The sequence below is a fragment of the Acrocarpospora phusangensis genome (assembly GCF_016862995.1).
Taxonomy (GTDB): domain Bacteria; phylum Actinomycetota; class Actinomycetes; order Streptosporangiales; family Streptosporangiaceae; genus Acrocarpospora; species Acrocarpospora phusangensis.
In genome coordinates, this window is record NZ_BOOA01000009.1 from 17,957 (window position 1) to 32,042 (window position 14,086).

The window sequence follows — 14,086 nt, forward strand, 5'->3', positions numbered from 1 at the left end:
CAATAAACAGAGCCTAGGATCTGTTGACGCCCGTGGCAGATGCAGAGAGAGGCGAATGCGTTGAGCGACGTCCGTAACGTGATCATTATCGGGTCGGGGCCCGCCGGCTATACGGCGGCCGTGTACTCGGCCCGTGCCGACCTCCGGCCGCTCGTGTTCGAGGGCTCGGTCACGGCCGGCGGCGCGCTGATGAACACCACCGACGTGGAGAACTTCCCCGGCTTCCCCGACGGCATCATGGGCCCGGACCTCATGGACAACCTGCGCAAGCAGGCGGAGCGTTTCGGCGCCGAACTGGTCGCCGACGACGTGGTCGAGGTGGACCTGACGGTCACGCCCAAGGTCGTGAAGACCCACACCGACACGTTCTACGCCAAGTCCGTGATCCTGGCGACCGGCTCCGGCTACCGGGAGCTGGGCCTGGTGAACGAGAAGCGGCTGTCGGGCCACGGCGTCTCGTGGTGTGCCACCTGTGACGGGTTCTTCTTCCGCGACCAGGACATCGTGGTCGTGGGCGGCGGCGACACGGCGATGGAGGAGGCCACCTTCCTGACCCGGTTCGCCCGTTCGGTCACGATCGTGCACCGCCGCGACGAACTCCGCGCCAGCAAGATCATGCAGGATCGCGCGTTCGCGAACGAGAAGATCCGCTTCGTCTGGGACAGCACGGTCGTCGACGTCCTGGGGGAGAACAAGGTCAGCGGCGTACGGCTGCGCAACCTCAAGACCGGCGAGGAGAGCGAACTGCCGGCCACCGGCCTGTTCATCGCGATCGGCCACGATCCCCGTACCGAGCTGGTCAAGGGCCAGGTCGACCTCGACGACGAGGGTTACATCAAGGTCGATTCGCCCACCACCAGGACCAACCTGGACGGCGTGTTCGCCTGTGGGGACGTGGTGGACCACACCTACCGCCAGGCCATCACCGCCGCCGGCACGGGCTGTTCCGCCTCGCTCGACTCGGAGCGCTGGCTCACCGAACTCGACGACTGATTCATCGAAACATCACGAAGGGGAGACAACAGTGGGCGCCATCAAGAGCGTGACCGACGCGGACTTCGGCAACGAGGTCCTCAAGAGCGACAAGCCCGTCATCGTGGACTTCTGGGCCGAGTGGTGCGGGCCGTGCCGTCAGGTCGCCCCCATCCTCGAGGAGATCGCGGCCGAGCACGCGGACAAGCTGACCGTGGTCAAGCTCAACATCGACGAGAACCCGGTGACGCCGCGTGACTACGGCGTCATGCAGATTCCGACCATGAACGTCTACAAGGGCGGCGAGGTCGTGAAGCAGATCATCGGCGCCAAGCCGAAGGCGATGCTGCTCCGCGAGCTCGACGGGATCATCTGACCCGGGCGTCTTCCGCCACAGGAAAGCCTCCTCGGCAACCGAGGAGGCTTTCTGCTTGTCCGGGAATGGTTCCCTATTGGCCGTAGAAGGGGCTGAGACCGGCTCAGACGGGACGCAGGGCGCGCTCTGGACTCATGGAGCCCAGGAGCCTTTCCAGCGCCACCTCGACGTCCTCGCGCCACGAGACGGCCGTCTTCAATTCGAGCCGGAGCCGAGGAAACCGCAAATGCGGACGAACCGTCTTAAAACCCACCGAAAGTAGATATTCGGCCGGGGCCATGCACCCCGGCTGCTCCCACTTCAAATCCCCGAACGCCTCAATCGCCCGTACGCCCCTGCGGGTGAGATCCTTCGCCACTCCCTGGACCAGCATGCGCCCCAGGCCGCCCCCCGAGAACTCGGGAATGATGTGCGCGGTCATCAGGAGCACCGCGTCCGAACTCACCGGCGACGTCGGAAAGGCGACCGACCGCGGGACGTACAACGGCGGGGCGTAGAGCACGAACCCCGCCGCCACCCCGTCCACGTACGCGATCTTCCCGCAGCTCCCCCACTCCAGGAGCGTGGCCGAGATCCAGGCCTCCTTCTCCAGCCCCGGATCCCCCACCTTGGCGGCCCGCTCCCCGCTGACCGGATCCAGCTCCCAGAACACACAGCGCCGACACCGTCGCGGCAGATCGTCAAGGTTGTCCAAGGTGATACTGGCCAGCCGACGCGACACGTGAAACCCCTATCCCCACCCAGGAGTCGTGACCAGAAAGCACGCGAAACCCGCGGCCCCAAACTGGCATAGTACTGCGTCTAAAGCCGCACCCCCGGCGCGGCGAGCCCAGTGTCACAGCGCGGCCCGCAGAAGGTCGGGCCAATGCCACAAGTAATTTCAAACCGGGAGATCTCGCGTAATTAGGGACTCAAGGGATGAGACCGGGGTGTCTGGGGTTCGGTGGGCTGCCTTAGTCTGGATTTCCGGCTACGAAATGGAGGTGGACCGTGACGTACGAATCGGATCACGGTCGGACGCCCGCGGCGCAGGGGTCGCGCATTGACGCTTATGTCGATCGGTATGCCGCACGAGCTACCGGGATGGTCGCCTCCGAGATCCGAGCTCTTTTCGCCGTCGCGTCGAGGCCCGAGGTGGTCTCGCTCGCGGGCGGCATGCCGTACGTCACCGCGCTGCCGCTGGACGTGGTGGGGGAACTGGTCGCGGACCTGGTCGCCAAGCGGGGTCCGGAGGCCCTGCAGTACGGCTCCGGCCAGGGCGACCCCGCGCTGCGGGAGCAGATCTGCGAGGTCATGCGGGAAGAGGGCATCGAGGCGGGCGCCAACGACGTCGTGGTGACCGTGGGCTCGCAGCAGGCCCTGGACCTGATCACGCGGATCTTCGTCGACCCCGGTGACATCGTGCTCGCCGAAGGACCCTCGTACGTGGGGGCGCTGGGCACGTTCGCGGCCTACCAGGCCAAGGTCGTGCACATCGCGATGGACGACCAGGGGCTCATCCCGGAATCCCTCGCCCAGACGATCTACGCCCTGAAGTCCGCGGGCAACCGGATCAAGTTCCTCTACACCATCCCGACCTTCCAGAACCCGGCCGGCGTCACCCTCAACGAGGTCCGCCGCCGCCAGGTCCTGGAGATCTGCCAGCGCGCCGGCATCCTCATCGTCGAGGACAACCCGTACGGGCTGCTCGGCTTCGACGGGGAGCCACTGCGCGCGCTGCGGGCCGACGACCCCGAGGGCGTCGTCTACCTGGGGTCGTTCTCCAAGACGCTCGCCCCGGGTTTCCGGGTCGGCTGGGCGCTGGCCCCGCACGCGGTGCGGGACAAGCTCGTGCTGGCCATGGAGTCCGCGGTGCTCTCGCACTCGACCTTCACCCAGCTGGCCGTCGGCCAGTTCCTGGCCACCCAGCCGTGGCGTGAGCAGATCAAGACCTTCCGCGAGCTGTACCGGGAGCGCCGCGACGCGCTGCTCAGCTCGCTGGAGCAGCTCATGCCGCCCGGCTGCTCGTGGACCCGCCCCGGCGGCGGGTTCTTCGTCTGGATGACGCTGCCGGAGGGCCTGGACTCCAAGGCGATGCTGCCGCAGGCGGTGGACAAACGCGTCGCCTTCGTGCCGGGCACCGGCTTCTTCTCCGACGGCGGCGGCGAGAGGCAGATGCGCCTGTCGTACTGCTATCCGCAGCCGGACCGCATCCGCGAAGGGGTGCGCCGGCTGGCCGGAGTCATCGAGGAAGAACTGCGCACCCGCGAGATGTTCGGCACCGGCCGGGCGCCCGGCCATGCCGGCGTCGACACACCGGGTCCGGACCTCGCCTGAGATCGGGTACGGCTAGCCTGTTCGGGCTAGCCGTACAGCGATCCTTGGAAAGGCCCTGGAGATGAGCGATCTCGGACACGTCCTGGTGTTGGCGGGCGGCCTGTCGTACGAGCGGGAGGTCTCCATCCGTTCCGGACGCCGGGTCGCCGAGGTGCTGCGCGCGGCGGGGGTGGACGTGGAGACCCGCGACACCGACTCCTCGCTGGTGCCGTCGGTGCTCGCCGATCCCCCGGACGCCGTGTTCGTGACCCTGCACGGCGGCGCGGGGGAGGACGGCGCGATCCGCTCGGTGCTGGAGCTGCTCGGCGTGCCGTACGTGGGAGCGGCGCCGGACGCCTGCCGGGTGGCCTTCGACAAGCCGACCGCCAAGGCCGTGGTGCGCTCCTGGGGGTTGAACACGCCCGACTCGGTGGCGCTCCCGAAGGAGACCTTCCACGACCTGGGCGCGTCGGCGGTGCTGGCCCGGATCGTCGCCAGCCTCGGACTGCCGCTCTTCGTGAAGCCGTCCCGGGGCGGCTCCGCCCTGGGCGCGTCCATCGTGCGCTCCGCCGAGGAGCTCCCGGCCGCGATGGTCGGCTGCTTCGCGTACGGCGACACCGCGCTGATCGAGAAGTACGTCGCGGGCGTCGAGGTGGCGGTCTCCGTCGTCGACCTGGGGGAGGGACCGATCGCCCTGCCCCCGGTCGAGATCGTGCCCGACGCCGGCGTGTACGACTACGCCGCCCGCTACACCGCCGGCCACACCGAGTTCTTCGCCCCCGCCCGGCTCTCCCCCGAGGCCACCCAGGCGTGCGAGGCGATGGCCGTGGCCGCGCACTCGGCCCTCGGGCTGAGGGACGTCTCGCGCACCGACCTGATCGTGGACAGCTCGGGACGGCCGTACTTCCTGGAGGTCAACGTCGCCCCCGGCATGACGGAGACGTCCCTGCTGCCGATGGCGGCCGAGGCGGCGGGCCGGGATCTCGGCGCGCTCTGCCGCGGCCTCCTGGAGATCGCGGCCGGTCGTCCATGACCGAAGGCCGCCCATGTTGATGCGGTGACCGTCGTCAGGGGTCTTCAGCGGGGCTGGCTAGGCTGAGCCGCGTGATTCATGGGAAGAGTTTTGGGAGCGACAACCACGCCGGAGTGCATCCGGACGTGATGGCCGCCATCGCGGCGGCGAACGTGGGCGACGCCGTGGCGTACGGCGCCGACCCGTGGACGCGGGACATGGAGGCCGCCTTCCGCACCGCGTTCGGCGAGCACACCACCGCGTACGCGATGTTCAACGGCACCGGCGCCAACGTGGTCGGCCTCGGTCTGATGTTGCGTTCCTTCGACGGCGTGATCTGCCCGGACAGCGCCCACATCAACGGCCACGAGGCAGGCGCGGCAGAGCGGGTGCTGGGCACCAAGCTCCTCCCGGTACGGACCGAGGACGGCAAGCTCCGGCCGGCGGATGTGCTGGGGCAGCTGGAGGCGCTGGGGAACGAGCACCACAGCCAGCCGAAGGTGGTGTCCATCTCACAGGTGACCGAGTGCGGCACGCTCTACACGGCCGACGAGGTGGCCGCGCTCGCGGAGGTCGCCCACGCGCACGGGCTCTACCTCCACATGGACGGCGCGCGGCTGGCCAACGCCGCCGCCGAGGCGGACTGCTCGCTGCGGGCGCTCACCACGGACGCCGGGGTGGACGTGCTGAGCTTCGGCGGCACCAAGAACGGCGCGCTCGGCGCGGAGGCGTTGGTCATCCTCCGGCCGGAGCTGGACGCGAGCGCGCTCTTCCTCCGGAAGCAGGGCATGCAGCTCGCCTCCAAGACGCGCTTCGTCTCCGTCCAGCTGACCGCCCTCCTGACGGACGACCTCTGGCGCCGGAACGCGGCCCACGCGAACACCATGGCCCACCGCCTGGCCGACGGGCTCGCCGGGCGGTTCCCATTCCGCTACCCCGTCGAGTCCAACGCGGTGTTCCCGATTCTCAGCGAGAAGGCGATCGTCGAACTCGGCCACCGCCACCTCTTCTCGATCTGGGACCGCCCGACCGGCGTCATCCGCTTGGTCACCTCTTTCGACACGACCCCCGAAGACGTCGACACCCTCATCGCCGACCTCCACGCCCTCGGCGGCTAGATCCCCCGCTGCTCGGTTTCACGTGAAACACGGAGAGCGTCGGTGTCTCACCTGAAGCCCGGGGGAGCGTCATCGGGTGATCGCCGGAGTCTTGGTTTCACGTGAAACACCGGGGGAGTTGGCGGCAGCCGCGTGGATGAAGACGGCCCGACGGCGGAGTCCCGGCTTCCGTGTTTCACGTGAAACATCGCCTGGGCGTTTCGACGACGAGTCCATGACGGCCAAGAGATCGGCAACGGCGACACCAACGAAACAGCCCCCGACCGGATCCCGGTCGGGGGCTGTTTCACGTGAAACATCGTGATCCGCAAAGCCATGCGAGCGGACCCGTAAAGCTACTCCTCGAAGGAGCGCATCTGGTTGGCGGTATCCGGGGCCATGGTGCCGATGATGCGCTCAAGGTCATCGATCGTGGAGAACTCCACCACGATCCGCCCCTTCCGACGCCCTAAATCGACCTTCACCCGCGTCTCGAAGTGATCCGAGAGCCGATCGGCCAGATGGCGGAGAGCGGGTGCCGTCGGCTGCTTCGCCCGCGGCTTCCGGGGAGCCGGGCCGGACTTCACGTCCCCGATGGAGACGATCTCCTCGACCGTCCGCACCGTCATGCCCTCGGCCACGATCCGGTCGGCGAGCCGTACCTGCGCGGCGTGGTCCTCCAGCGGGAGGAGCGCACGGGCGTGCCCGGCCGTGATCGTCCCTGCCGCCAGGCGCGTCTGCACCTCGGGCGCCAGGTTCAGCAGCCGGAGCGTGTTGGTGATGTGGGATCGCGACCGGCCGACCTTCTTGGCCAGCTGTTCGTGGGTCGCCCCGAAGTCGTCCAGCAGTTGCTGGTAGGCCGCCGCCTCCTCCAGCGAGTTGAGCTGCTCCCGCTGGAGGTTCTCGATGAGCGCCTCGCGGAGCATCTCGTCGTCGTCGGTGCTGCGGACGATCGCCGGGATCTGGTCCAGCCCGGCGAGCTGGGAGGCGCGCCACCGCCGCTCCCCCATGACGAGTTCGAACTGTCCGGCCCCCGCGGCCCGTACGACGATCGGCTGGAGCAGGCCGACCTCGTTGATGGACGCGGCCAGCTCGTCCAGCCGGTCCTCGTCGAACACGTCCCGGGGCTGACGCGGGTTCGGCACGATGGCCGTGAGGGGGATCTCCTGGAAGTACGCCCCGGCAACCGGCCGCAGCCCACCGTCGGTGTCCGCCGGGGGAGACTGCGCGACTCCCACGACGCTTCCGGCTCCCCCGCCCCCGTACGTTCCCCCGGGCGCGGACGGACCGCCGGGCGTTCCAGGGCTTCCGGGATTCCCCGCGGTGGCACCCGGTTCGACGATCGGCCCGGTCGGGATCAGGGCGCCCAGGCCCTTCCCGAGTCCCCGACGCTGCTGACTCAACGATGCTCCTTACCGACCGAACCGCAGGACCCTACGAGGCTACCGGTTCACGCGTCGGCAACCGCCGCACCGCGATACGCCATCTCCCGAGCCGCCTCCATGTACGCCATGGCGCCACTCGAACCCGGGTCGTACGTCATGACCGACTGCCCATAACTGGGCGCCTCGGACACGCGTACGCTCCGGGGGATGACCGCGTCGAGCACGGTGGCCCCGAAGTGGGAGCGCACCTCATCGGCCACCTGGGAGGCCAGCCGGGTCCGGCCGTCGTACATCGTCAGCAGGATGGTGGAGACATTGAGGTTCTGGTTCAGGTGCGCCCGGACCAGTTCGACGTTCTGCAGGAGCTGGGTCAGCCCTTCCAGCGCGTAGTACTCGCACTGGATCGGGATCAGCACCTCCTGCGCGGCCGCCATCGCGTTGACGGTGAGCAGGCCGAGCGACGGCGGGCAGTCGATCAGGATGTAGTCGAAGTTCATCTTCGACTCGAAGGCGGCGAACGCCCGCTTGAGCCGGGTCTCCCTGCCCACCATCGGCACCAGCTCGATCTCGGCGCCGGCCAGGTCCAGGGTCGCCGGGGCGCAATAGAGGCCGGGCATGTCCGGGACCTGGGTCACGATCGACTCAAGGGGCAGGTCCTCCACCAGAACCTGGTAAATCGACGGCACTCCGGCGCGATGCTCAGTCGCCAGGGCGGTCGACGCGTTGCCCTGCGGGTCCAAGTCGACCACCAGCACCCGCTGCCCGTGCATGGAGAGCGAAGCGGCCAGATTGACGGCACTCGTGGTCTTGCCGACGCCGCCCTTCTGGTTGGCAATCGTCATCACCCGGCATTTGGGCGGCCGCGGCCAGCCTTCCTCACGACGAGCGGAATATCCGACCGGCGCAGCCGCCGTAGGTGCCGCAGCGGGTGCGGTTGTTTCACGTGAAACCACAGAACTCAGTGCCTCTCGAACCAGCGGGGAATCACCTGGGTTAAGCGGGGGCTGGGACACGACTGTCGTCCTTTCATCCGGCTGTGCATCCGGCGATCCATCGGACAGTGCTCCCCATACTGCTAGGTGCGAGTGCTCTTCCGACAGTGCCACCGGCGGAGTGGCCGGCACATCCGGCGAGACGGAGAGACGTGGCCAGCCGACCCCCGACGACTGTCCCGATCTCGCGTCCGTGAACTTCTCCGGCCATCCCAAGCCCGTCACCGCACCAGGCACGACCGTCACCTCTTTCGTCGGCGCCGTGCACCTCGCTTCGCGACCTCATGCCGACCTCTGAGATCACCGTCTCTCGCGCCCTCGTGCCGACGTCCCGTTTGAGGCTTGGGCCCGGCGATGACTCGGACAAGAGTTGCGGGTGGCTCGACTTTACCGTGCCCGACCGTGACAAGCTCGGCCGTTCGCGCCCCGGAGGCGCGCAATTGGGACTCGGCTCCGTCCAGTTCCTCGGCGGCCCGCTCCCCCTTCATCGCGAGCAGCATGCCGCCCGTGCCCAGCAGCGGCATCGCCCACGTCAGCAGGCGGTCGAGGGGAGCCACCGCCCGCGCGGTGGCCACGTCGAACTCGCGCTCACCGGCGACCTCCTCGGCTCTGGCCCGCAGCACCTCGACGTTGGGCAGCTCCAGCGCGTCCACGCATTCGTTCAGGAAAACCGTGCGGCGCAGCAGCGGTTCGAGCAGGGTCACCCGGATGTCCGGGCGCACGATGGCCAGCACGATGCCGGGCAGTCCGGCGCCGGAACCGATGTCGACCAGGCGCACATCCGGCGGCACGGCCTCCGCGATCACCGCGCAGTTGAGCAGATGGCGGTCCCAGATCCGGGGCACCTCCCGGGGACCCAGCAACCCCCGAACCACCCCGGGTCCAGCCAGCAGGTCGGCGAATGCCTCGGCCCGGCCCATCGCCGCGCCGTGAAAAACCTCGTGGGCCACCTCGGGGGCGGGGGGTAGTTGCTCGCTCATCTCTCCGGTCATCTCTCGTAGAGTATCGGCCGGTGGCGAAACCACCGGCCAGGCGTGCGGGGGCGGTGGTCGGTGGAACCGTCCCCTGTCTGATGCGGTGCCGTAGGCGATTGTCGTACGCAACAGGAAAGCCGCCGATCCCGATGGAGATCGACGGCTTTCGATGGGGGACTCAGACGGGGAGGATGACGACGAAGCGCCGGGGCTCCTCGCCCTCCGACTCGCTGCGCAGGCCCACGGTGGCGACCGCGTCGTGCACGATCTTGCGTTCGAACGGGGTCATCGGCTGGAGCGCCTTGGGCTCGCCGCTGGCCTTGACGTCCTCGGCGGCAGCCGTACCGATCTTCGTCAGTTCGGCGCGTCGGCGTTCGCGGTAGCCGGCGACGTCGAGCATGAGCCGGGACCGTTCGCCGGTCTGGCGGTGGACCGCCAGCCGGGTCAGCTCCTGGAGCGCCTCCAGCACCTCGCCGCTGGGACCGACCAGGTCCCCGCCCTTGAGGCCGACGACCGACACCATCGCGCGATCGCCCTCGACGTCCATGTCGATGTCCCCGTCCAGGTCGGCGATATCGAGCAGACCCTCGACGTAGTCGGCTGCGATCTCACCCTCCTGCTCGAGGGCGGCGACATCGGGAGCCGCCTTGACGGTCTCCTCAGCTTCGGTCACGTCCGAACTCCTTCTCACGTTGCTCATTAGCTAACGCTCGGTATAAACCACGCTACGACTTCTTGCTGCCGGTTCGCTTGCTCCGCGACTGGCGGGTCGGCTGCTGGCGGACGACCTTGGGCTCGGGCGGGGCCGCCACGGGCTCCTCGGCCGTCTCCTTGGTCTTGCGGAACCGGGACAGCAGGCTGGCCGGCGGCTTGGGCGGGATCAGGTTGCCCTTCGCGTCGAACTGCGGCATCGGGTTGCGGCTGTAGAACCAGTGCTGCTGGCCCAGCGTCCACACGTTGGTGGTCACCCAGTACAGGATCAGGCCGAGCGGGAAGTTCAGGGAGAAGACGGCGAACAGCGGCGAGATGTACATCAGGATCTTCTGCTGCTGCGCCATGGGGTTGTCCGGCATCTGCGCCATCGACCGGGTCACGCTCTGCCGCACGGTCAGGAAGGTCGTCAGCGAGCTGATCGCGACGAAGAGCACCAGAACGATCTTGGCGAGGACGGGGTCGGCGCCGTACTTCGCAATGTCGAGGTCGCTGGTGAAGAAGGTCGCCGGAAAGGGGGCGCCGAAGATGTGCGCGTCCCGGGCGTTGTCCACCAGCTCCTGGGTCATGCCGAACTTGGGCTGCCCGTGCGCCATTGCGTTCAGCACGGTGAACATCGAGATGAAGATCGGGAACTGGGCCAGTATGGGCAGGCAACCGCCGAGCGGGTTCGCGCCGCCCTCCTGGTAGACGCGCATGACCTCCTGGTTCATGCGCTGCTTGTCATTCTTGTACCGCTTGCGCAGCTCCTGGATCTTGGGAGCAAGCTCCTGCATCTTCTTCGACGAGCGCATCTGCTTGAGGAAGAGCGGGAAGATCAGGATTCGCATCAGCACGGTGAGCGTGATGACGGTCAGCGCCCAGTTCAGGCCGCTGTCAGGACTTATGAAGGTGCTGTAGCCCGTGTGGATCCATGTGATCACGTGAGCGATGGCCGTATACAGCCAATTCAGCCAGGACAGCTCCACCGAGCTAGCTCCCTTGCTTGTTGTGGGGTCGAGGGGGCACGGGATCAAACCCGCCGGGGTGGAAAGGATGGCATCGGCCGATACGCCTGATGGTCAACCACACCCCGCGCAACGCCCCGTGAACGGCGATCGCCTCCACACCATATGCGCTGCAGGAGGGGAAGAATCGGCAGCGTGGCCCGAACAACGGGCTGATGAAGGCCCGGTAGAACTTGATCGGAGCCACCAGAATCCGGGCAGCGGGCGACGTCGGGACGGGTGTCGTACCCGTGGATCCCGTGGTCACCGGTGCGGGCTGCTCGGCTGTCATGACCGTCCATCTCAGGGCCGCCGCAGGAGTCGCGTTAACGCGACATCGAGATCGGCGGCCAGGTGCTCGCTGCTCGCGGACGCGGCCGGAGGATTGGCGCGTACCACCAGCAGGCTACCTCTCGGAAGTAGGTGTATACGTGCCCGCATCAGGTGTCTGAGCCGCCGCTTGACCTGATTTCTGACGACGGCGCCGCCGACTGCCTTGCTGACGACGAATCCCACCAGCGGGGGCAAATCCCCCTCACCAAGTCGGAAATGTACGACAAGCGACGGGCGTCCGGCGCGGCGTCCCCGACGAATCGCCTCGGCGAACTCGTCACCCCGCCGCATGCGGGAAGCGGACGGTAGCACCGGCTACTTCCTTACAAAAGTGGCCCGGTCTCCCGGGCCGATTCAGCCGACTCAAAGGGCCGGCCCGCCGCCGCGGTCGACGGCGGGCTTTCCCTCAGGCTTCAGCGGTGGGTCAGACGGTCAGCTCGGCGCGACCCTTGCGCCGACGCGCGGCCAGGATGGCGCGCCCGGCCCGGGTGCGCATCCGCAGCCGGAAGCCGTGGGTCTTCGCGCGACGGCGGTTGTTCGGCTGGAAAGTACGCTTGCTCACGAGTGGGCTCCAGGCTTGTGTGACACCCGGGACGGTCCTCGGGCGCGGTACGGTGCACGATTTTACGGCTCACCGTCGCAGGGCATGCGAAATAGCCGTCACGGATAAGCCGACCGCAACACGTTACGGGGGATCCGCCCAATGGTCAAACCGGCGGACTGGGGACATCAGGACTTGGGCGTCTACCTGATCATCAGAGCAGAGCGTGACCATATCAGCGTGCAGCGGAGTTGTCCCCAGGCTCGTGACCTGGTTTTCCACCGGTGGTTCAGCTGTCCACACCTGTGGGTCGTGACAACCACTAGGCTGTGGACAACGTCTTGAACGCCGGTCGGACGCACCGCTACTGTCAGGCGTTCAGACCTTCCCTCCTCATCCTGAGGGCTGTGCACGACCTGTGCACAACTTGTGGATCCCCTGTGGATCAAGAAGCGGGGATTGGCGCCGCCGGGAGGACTCCGGCCGGAAGCGGATGTGGATAACGGATCGCGGCGTGCGAGCGGGGGCCGCGTTAGGGAGGAGGGCTCGGCCGTGGACGGCATCGACCTCAACGCGGTATGGGCCCGCGCGCTGGCCACCCTCACCGAGGAGGGCGTTTCGGGGCAGCAGCGCGCCTTCCTGCAGATGACCACCCCGTCAGGCCTGATCAACGACACGATCCTGCTGGCCGCCCCCAACGATTTCGCCAAGGAAGTCCTGGAAGTACGGCTCCGCCCGCTGATCGCGCACGCCCTTTCCCAGGAATTCGGCCGCCCGGTACGCATCGCGGTGATGGTCGACACGACCAACCAGCAGCAGCAAGGTCAGCAGCAGCGCGAAAGTTATCCCCAGGCCCCTGGGCAGAACTTCCCCAGGCCGCCCGGGTATCCCCAGCCGGTGGACAGCGCATATCCCCAGCAGGGAGGGCCTCAACCAGGCTTCAACCAGGGCTTTCGCCAGGAGTCCACAGCGCCGTCCACCGATTATCCACAGGGTGGTCCACAGGCCAAGCCCGGTTTCCCCTTTCCACAGGAGGAGCCACAGCCGGCGGCGGAGCCGTACCCGGCCGGGGGGCAGAAGCCGGCGTTTCCGACCGAGCCGCCCAAGCCGGAGCAGGGGCAGAACCGGTGGGAGAGCCGCGGGAGCCGTACCAGCGGGGAGCCGGCGCGGCTGAACGCCAAGTACACCTTCGACACCTTTGTTATTGGGGCCAGCAACCGGTTCGCGCACGCGGCCGCGGTGGCGGTGGCGGAGGCGCCGGCGAAGGCGTACAACCCGCTGTTCATCTACGGGGACTCGGGGCTGGGCAAGACGCACCTGCTGCACGCCATCGGCCACTACGCGCAGAGCCTGTACGACGGCGCCCGGGTGCGGTACGTGAGCTCCGAGGAGTTCACCAACGACTTCATCAACTCCATCCGCGACCACAAGGCCGACGGTTTCCGGGCCCGCTACCGCGCGGTGGACATCCTGCTCGTGGACGACATCCAGTTCCTGGAGGGCAAGGAGCAGACGCAGGAGGAGTTCTTCCACACCTTCAACACCCTGCACAACTCCTCCAAGCAGATCGTCATCTCCAGCGACCGCGCGCCCAAGCAGCTGGTCACGCTGGAGGACCGGCTCCGCAACCGGTTCGAGTGGGGCCTGATCACCGACGTGCAGCCGCCCGAGCTGGAGACGCGGATCGCGATCCTGCGGAAGAAGGCCATCCAGGAGGGCCTGGCCGCGCCGCCGGACGTGCTGGAGTACATCGCCAGCCGGATCGCCACCAACATCCGTGAGCTGGAGGGCGCGCTGATCCGGGTGACGGCGTTCGCCAGCCTCAACCGGCAGTCCGTGGACATCCAGCTGACCGAGATCGTGCTCAAGGATCTGATCAGCGAGGACGCGGACACCGAGATCACCATCGCGCTGATCATGTCGACGACGGCCGAGTACTTCGGCGTCTCGCTCGAGGACCTGTGCGGCGGCTCGCGCTCGCGGGCGCTGGTGACGGCCCGGCAGATCGCCATGTATCTGGCCAGGGAGCTGACCGACCTGTCGCTGCCGAAGATCGGCCAGCAGTTCGGCGGTCGCGACCACACCACGGTCATGCACGCGGAGCGGAAGATCCGGTCCCTGATGGCCGAACGCCGCTCGATGTACAACCAGGTGAACGAGCTCACCACCCGCATCAAGCAACGCGGTCGCCAAGCTTGATTCACAGGCTGTGGATATCTCTGTGGATCACCGCCACTACACGTCAGAGCCGTGTTAGCGACGCCCTGAAGATCTTTTCACGAGGCGTTTTCCCCACACCCTGTGGATAACTCTGGGGACAAGTTGGGGATAACTTGGGGACAACCTGTGTACGGTCTGTGGACGCTCTGTGCACAGTGGAAAAATCACCAACCGAGGTGGGCGTGTCTCCCG

15 protein-coding genes are annotated in these 14,086 nt (G+C 67.6%); 6 read left to right on the forward strand and 9 right to left on the reverse strand.

Annotated elements, in window-relative coordinates:
- The first annotated feature begins 60 nt into the window (after positions 1-60).
- Together trxB and trxA are read left to right on the forward strand one after the other, a co-directional pair.
- Complete coding sequence (gene trxB / locus Aph01nite_RS07470; RefSeq protein WP_204040027.1) at positions 61-993, forward strand: thioredoxin-disulfide reductase; 933 nt, start codon at positions 61-63, stop codon at positions 991-993.
- Positions 994-1,024: 31 nt separating this feature from the next.
- On the forward strand, positions 1,025-1,348 hold the full coding sequence (trxA, locus tag Aph01nite_RS07475) for a thioredoxin (RefSeq protein ID WP_275418756.1): 324 nt from the start codon (positions 1,025-1,027) through the stop codon (positions 1,346-1,348).
- 103 nt (positions 1,349-1,451) lie between these two features.
- Here trxA and Aph01nite_RS07480 read toward each other — a convergent pair whose 3' ends face one another.
- Positions 1,452-2,000: a GNAT family N-acetyltransferase gene (locus tag Aph01nite_RS07480; RefSeq protein ID WP_239161466.1), complete on the reverse strand. Its 549-nt coding sequence runs from the start codon at positions 1,998-2,000 to the stop codon at positions 1,452-1,454.
- Between the two features lie 431 nt (positions 2,001-2,431).
- Here Aph01nite_RS07480 and Aph01nite_RS07485 point away from each other — a divergent pair, with 431 nt between their 5' ends.
- From Aph01nite_RS07485 to Aph01nite_RS07495, 3 genes are all read left to right on the forward strand, one after another.
- The gene (locus Aph01nite_RS07485) at positions 2,432-3,664 is read left to right on the forward strand and encodes an aminotransferase-like domain-containing protein (RefSeq protein ID WP_204040029.1); all 1,233 of its coding nucleotides are present in this window, start codon (positions 2,432-2,434) and stop codon (positions 3,662-3,664) included.
- Positions 3,665-3,725: 61 nt separating this feature from the next.
- Complete coding sequence (locus Aph01nite_RS07490) at positions 3,726-4,676, forward strand: D-alanine--D-alanine ligase family protein (RefSeq protein ID WP_204040030.1); 951 nt, start codon at positions 3,726-3,728, stop codon at positions 4,674-4,676.
- 71 nt (positions 4,677-4,747) lie between these two features.
- On the forward strand, positions 4,748-5,773 hold the full coding sequence (locus Aph01nite_RS07495; protein ID WP_239161467.1) for a threonine aldolase family protein: 1,026 nt from the start codon (positions 4,748-4,750) through the stop codon (positions 5,771-5,773).
- A gap of 335 nt (positions 5,774-6,108) precedes the next feature.
- Here the strand turns inward: Aph01nite_RS07495 and Aph01nite_RS07500 are convergent, their stop codons facing one another.
- The 8 genes from Aph01nite_RS07500 to rpmH all read right to left on the reverse strand — a co-directional run bounded on the left by Aph01nite_RS07500 (position 6,109) and on the right by rpmH (position 11,695).
- Positions 6,109-7,155, reverse strand: a complete 1,047-nt coding sequence (locus tag Aph01nite_RS07500) for a ParB/RepB/Spo0J family partition protein (RefSeq protein ID WP_204040031.1) — start codon at positions 7,153-7,155, stop codon at positions 6,109-6,111.
- A 47-nt stretch (positions 7,156-7,202) separates the two neighbouring features.
- Positions 7,203-7,979 (reverse strand): ParA family protein, encoded by a 777-nt coding sequence (locus tag Aph01nite_RS07505; protein WP_204040032.1) that lies wholly within the window; start codon positions 7,977-7,979, stop codon positions 7,203-7,205.
- Positions 7,980-8,371: 392 nt separating this feature from the next.
- On the reverse strand, positions 8,372-9,109 hold the full coding sequence (gene rsmG, locus Aph01nite_RS07510) for a 16S rRNA (guanine(527)-N(7))-methyltransferase RsmG (protein ID WP_204040172.1): 738 nt from the start codon (positions 9,107-9,109) through the stop codon (positions 8,372-8,374).
- Positions 9,110-9,281: 172 nt separating this feature from the next.
- Positions 9,282-9,776, reverse strand: a complete 495-nt coding sequence (locus tag Aph01nite_RS07515) for a Jag family protein (RefSeq protein ID WP_239161469.1) — start codon at positions 9,774-9,776, stop codon at positions 9,282-9,284.
- Positions 9,777-9,828: 52 nt separating this feature from the next.
- Positions 9,829-10,737, reverse strand: a complete 909-nt coding sequence (gene yidC / locus Aph01nite_RS07520; protein WP_373872271.1) for a membrane protein insertase YidC — start codon at positions 10,735-10,737, stop codon at positions 9,829-9,831.
- Positions 10,738-10,786: 49 nt separating this feature from the next.
- Positions 10,787-11,092 (reverse strand): membrane protein insertion efficiency factor YidD, encoded by a 306-nt coding sequence (gene yidD / locus Aph01nite_RS07525; RefSeq protein ID WP_204040035.1) that lies wholly within the window; start codon positions 11,090-11,092, stop codon positions 10,787-10,789.
- An 11-nt stretch (positions 11,093-11,103) separates the two neighbouring features.
- Positions 11,104-11,445 (reverse strand): ribonuclease P protein component, encoded by a 342-nt coding sequence (gene rnpA, locus Aph01nite_RS07530; protein WP_204040036.1) that lies wholly within the window; start codon positions 11,443-11,445, stop codon positions 11,104-11,106.
- Positions 11,446-11,557: 112 nt separating this feature from the next.
- Positions 11,558-11,695, reverse strand: coding sequence for a 50S ribosomal protein L34 (gene rpmH / locus Aph01nite_RS07535; protein WP_155353559.1), 138 nt, complete (start codon positions 11,693-11,695; stop codon positions 11,558-11,560).
- Between the two features lie 531 nt (positions 11,696-12,226).
- On the opposite strand from rpmH, the gene dnaA reads away from it, so the two are divergent.
- A complete protein-coding gene (gene dnaA / locus Aph01nite_RS07540; RefSeq protein ID WP_204040037.1) occupies positions 12,227-13,873 on the forward strand; it encodes a chromosomal replication initiator protein DnaA in 1,647 nt (548 codons plus the stop codon).
- The last annotated feature ends 213 nt before the right edge of the window (positions 13,874-14,086 follow it).

Coding starts and splice junctions, on each gene's coding strand:
- Aph01nite_RS07485 (WP_204040029.1), top strand. CDS start 2,432: ATGGTCGCCTCCGAGATCCGAGCTCTTTTCGCCGTCGCGTCGAGGCCC.
- Aph01nite_RS07490 (WP_204040030.1), top strand. CDS start 3,726: ATGAGCGATCTCGGACACGTCCTGGTGTTGGCGGGCGGCCTGTCGTAC.
- Aph01nite_RS07505 (WP_204040032.1), bottom strand. CDS start 7,979: ATGACGATTGCCAACCAGAAGGGCGGCGTCGGCAAGACCACGAGTGCC.
- rsmG (WP_204040172.1), bottom strand. CDS start 9,109: ATGAGCGAGCAACTACCCCCCGCCCCCGAGGTGGCCCACGAGGTTTTT.
- yidD (WP_204040035.1), bottom strand. CDS start 11,092: ATGACAGCCGAGCAGCCCGCACCGGTGACCACGGGATCCACGGGTACG.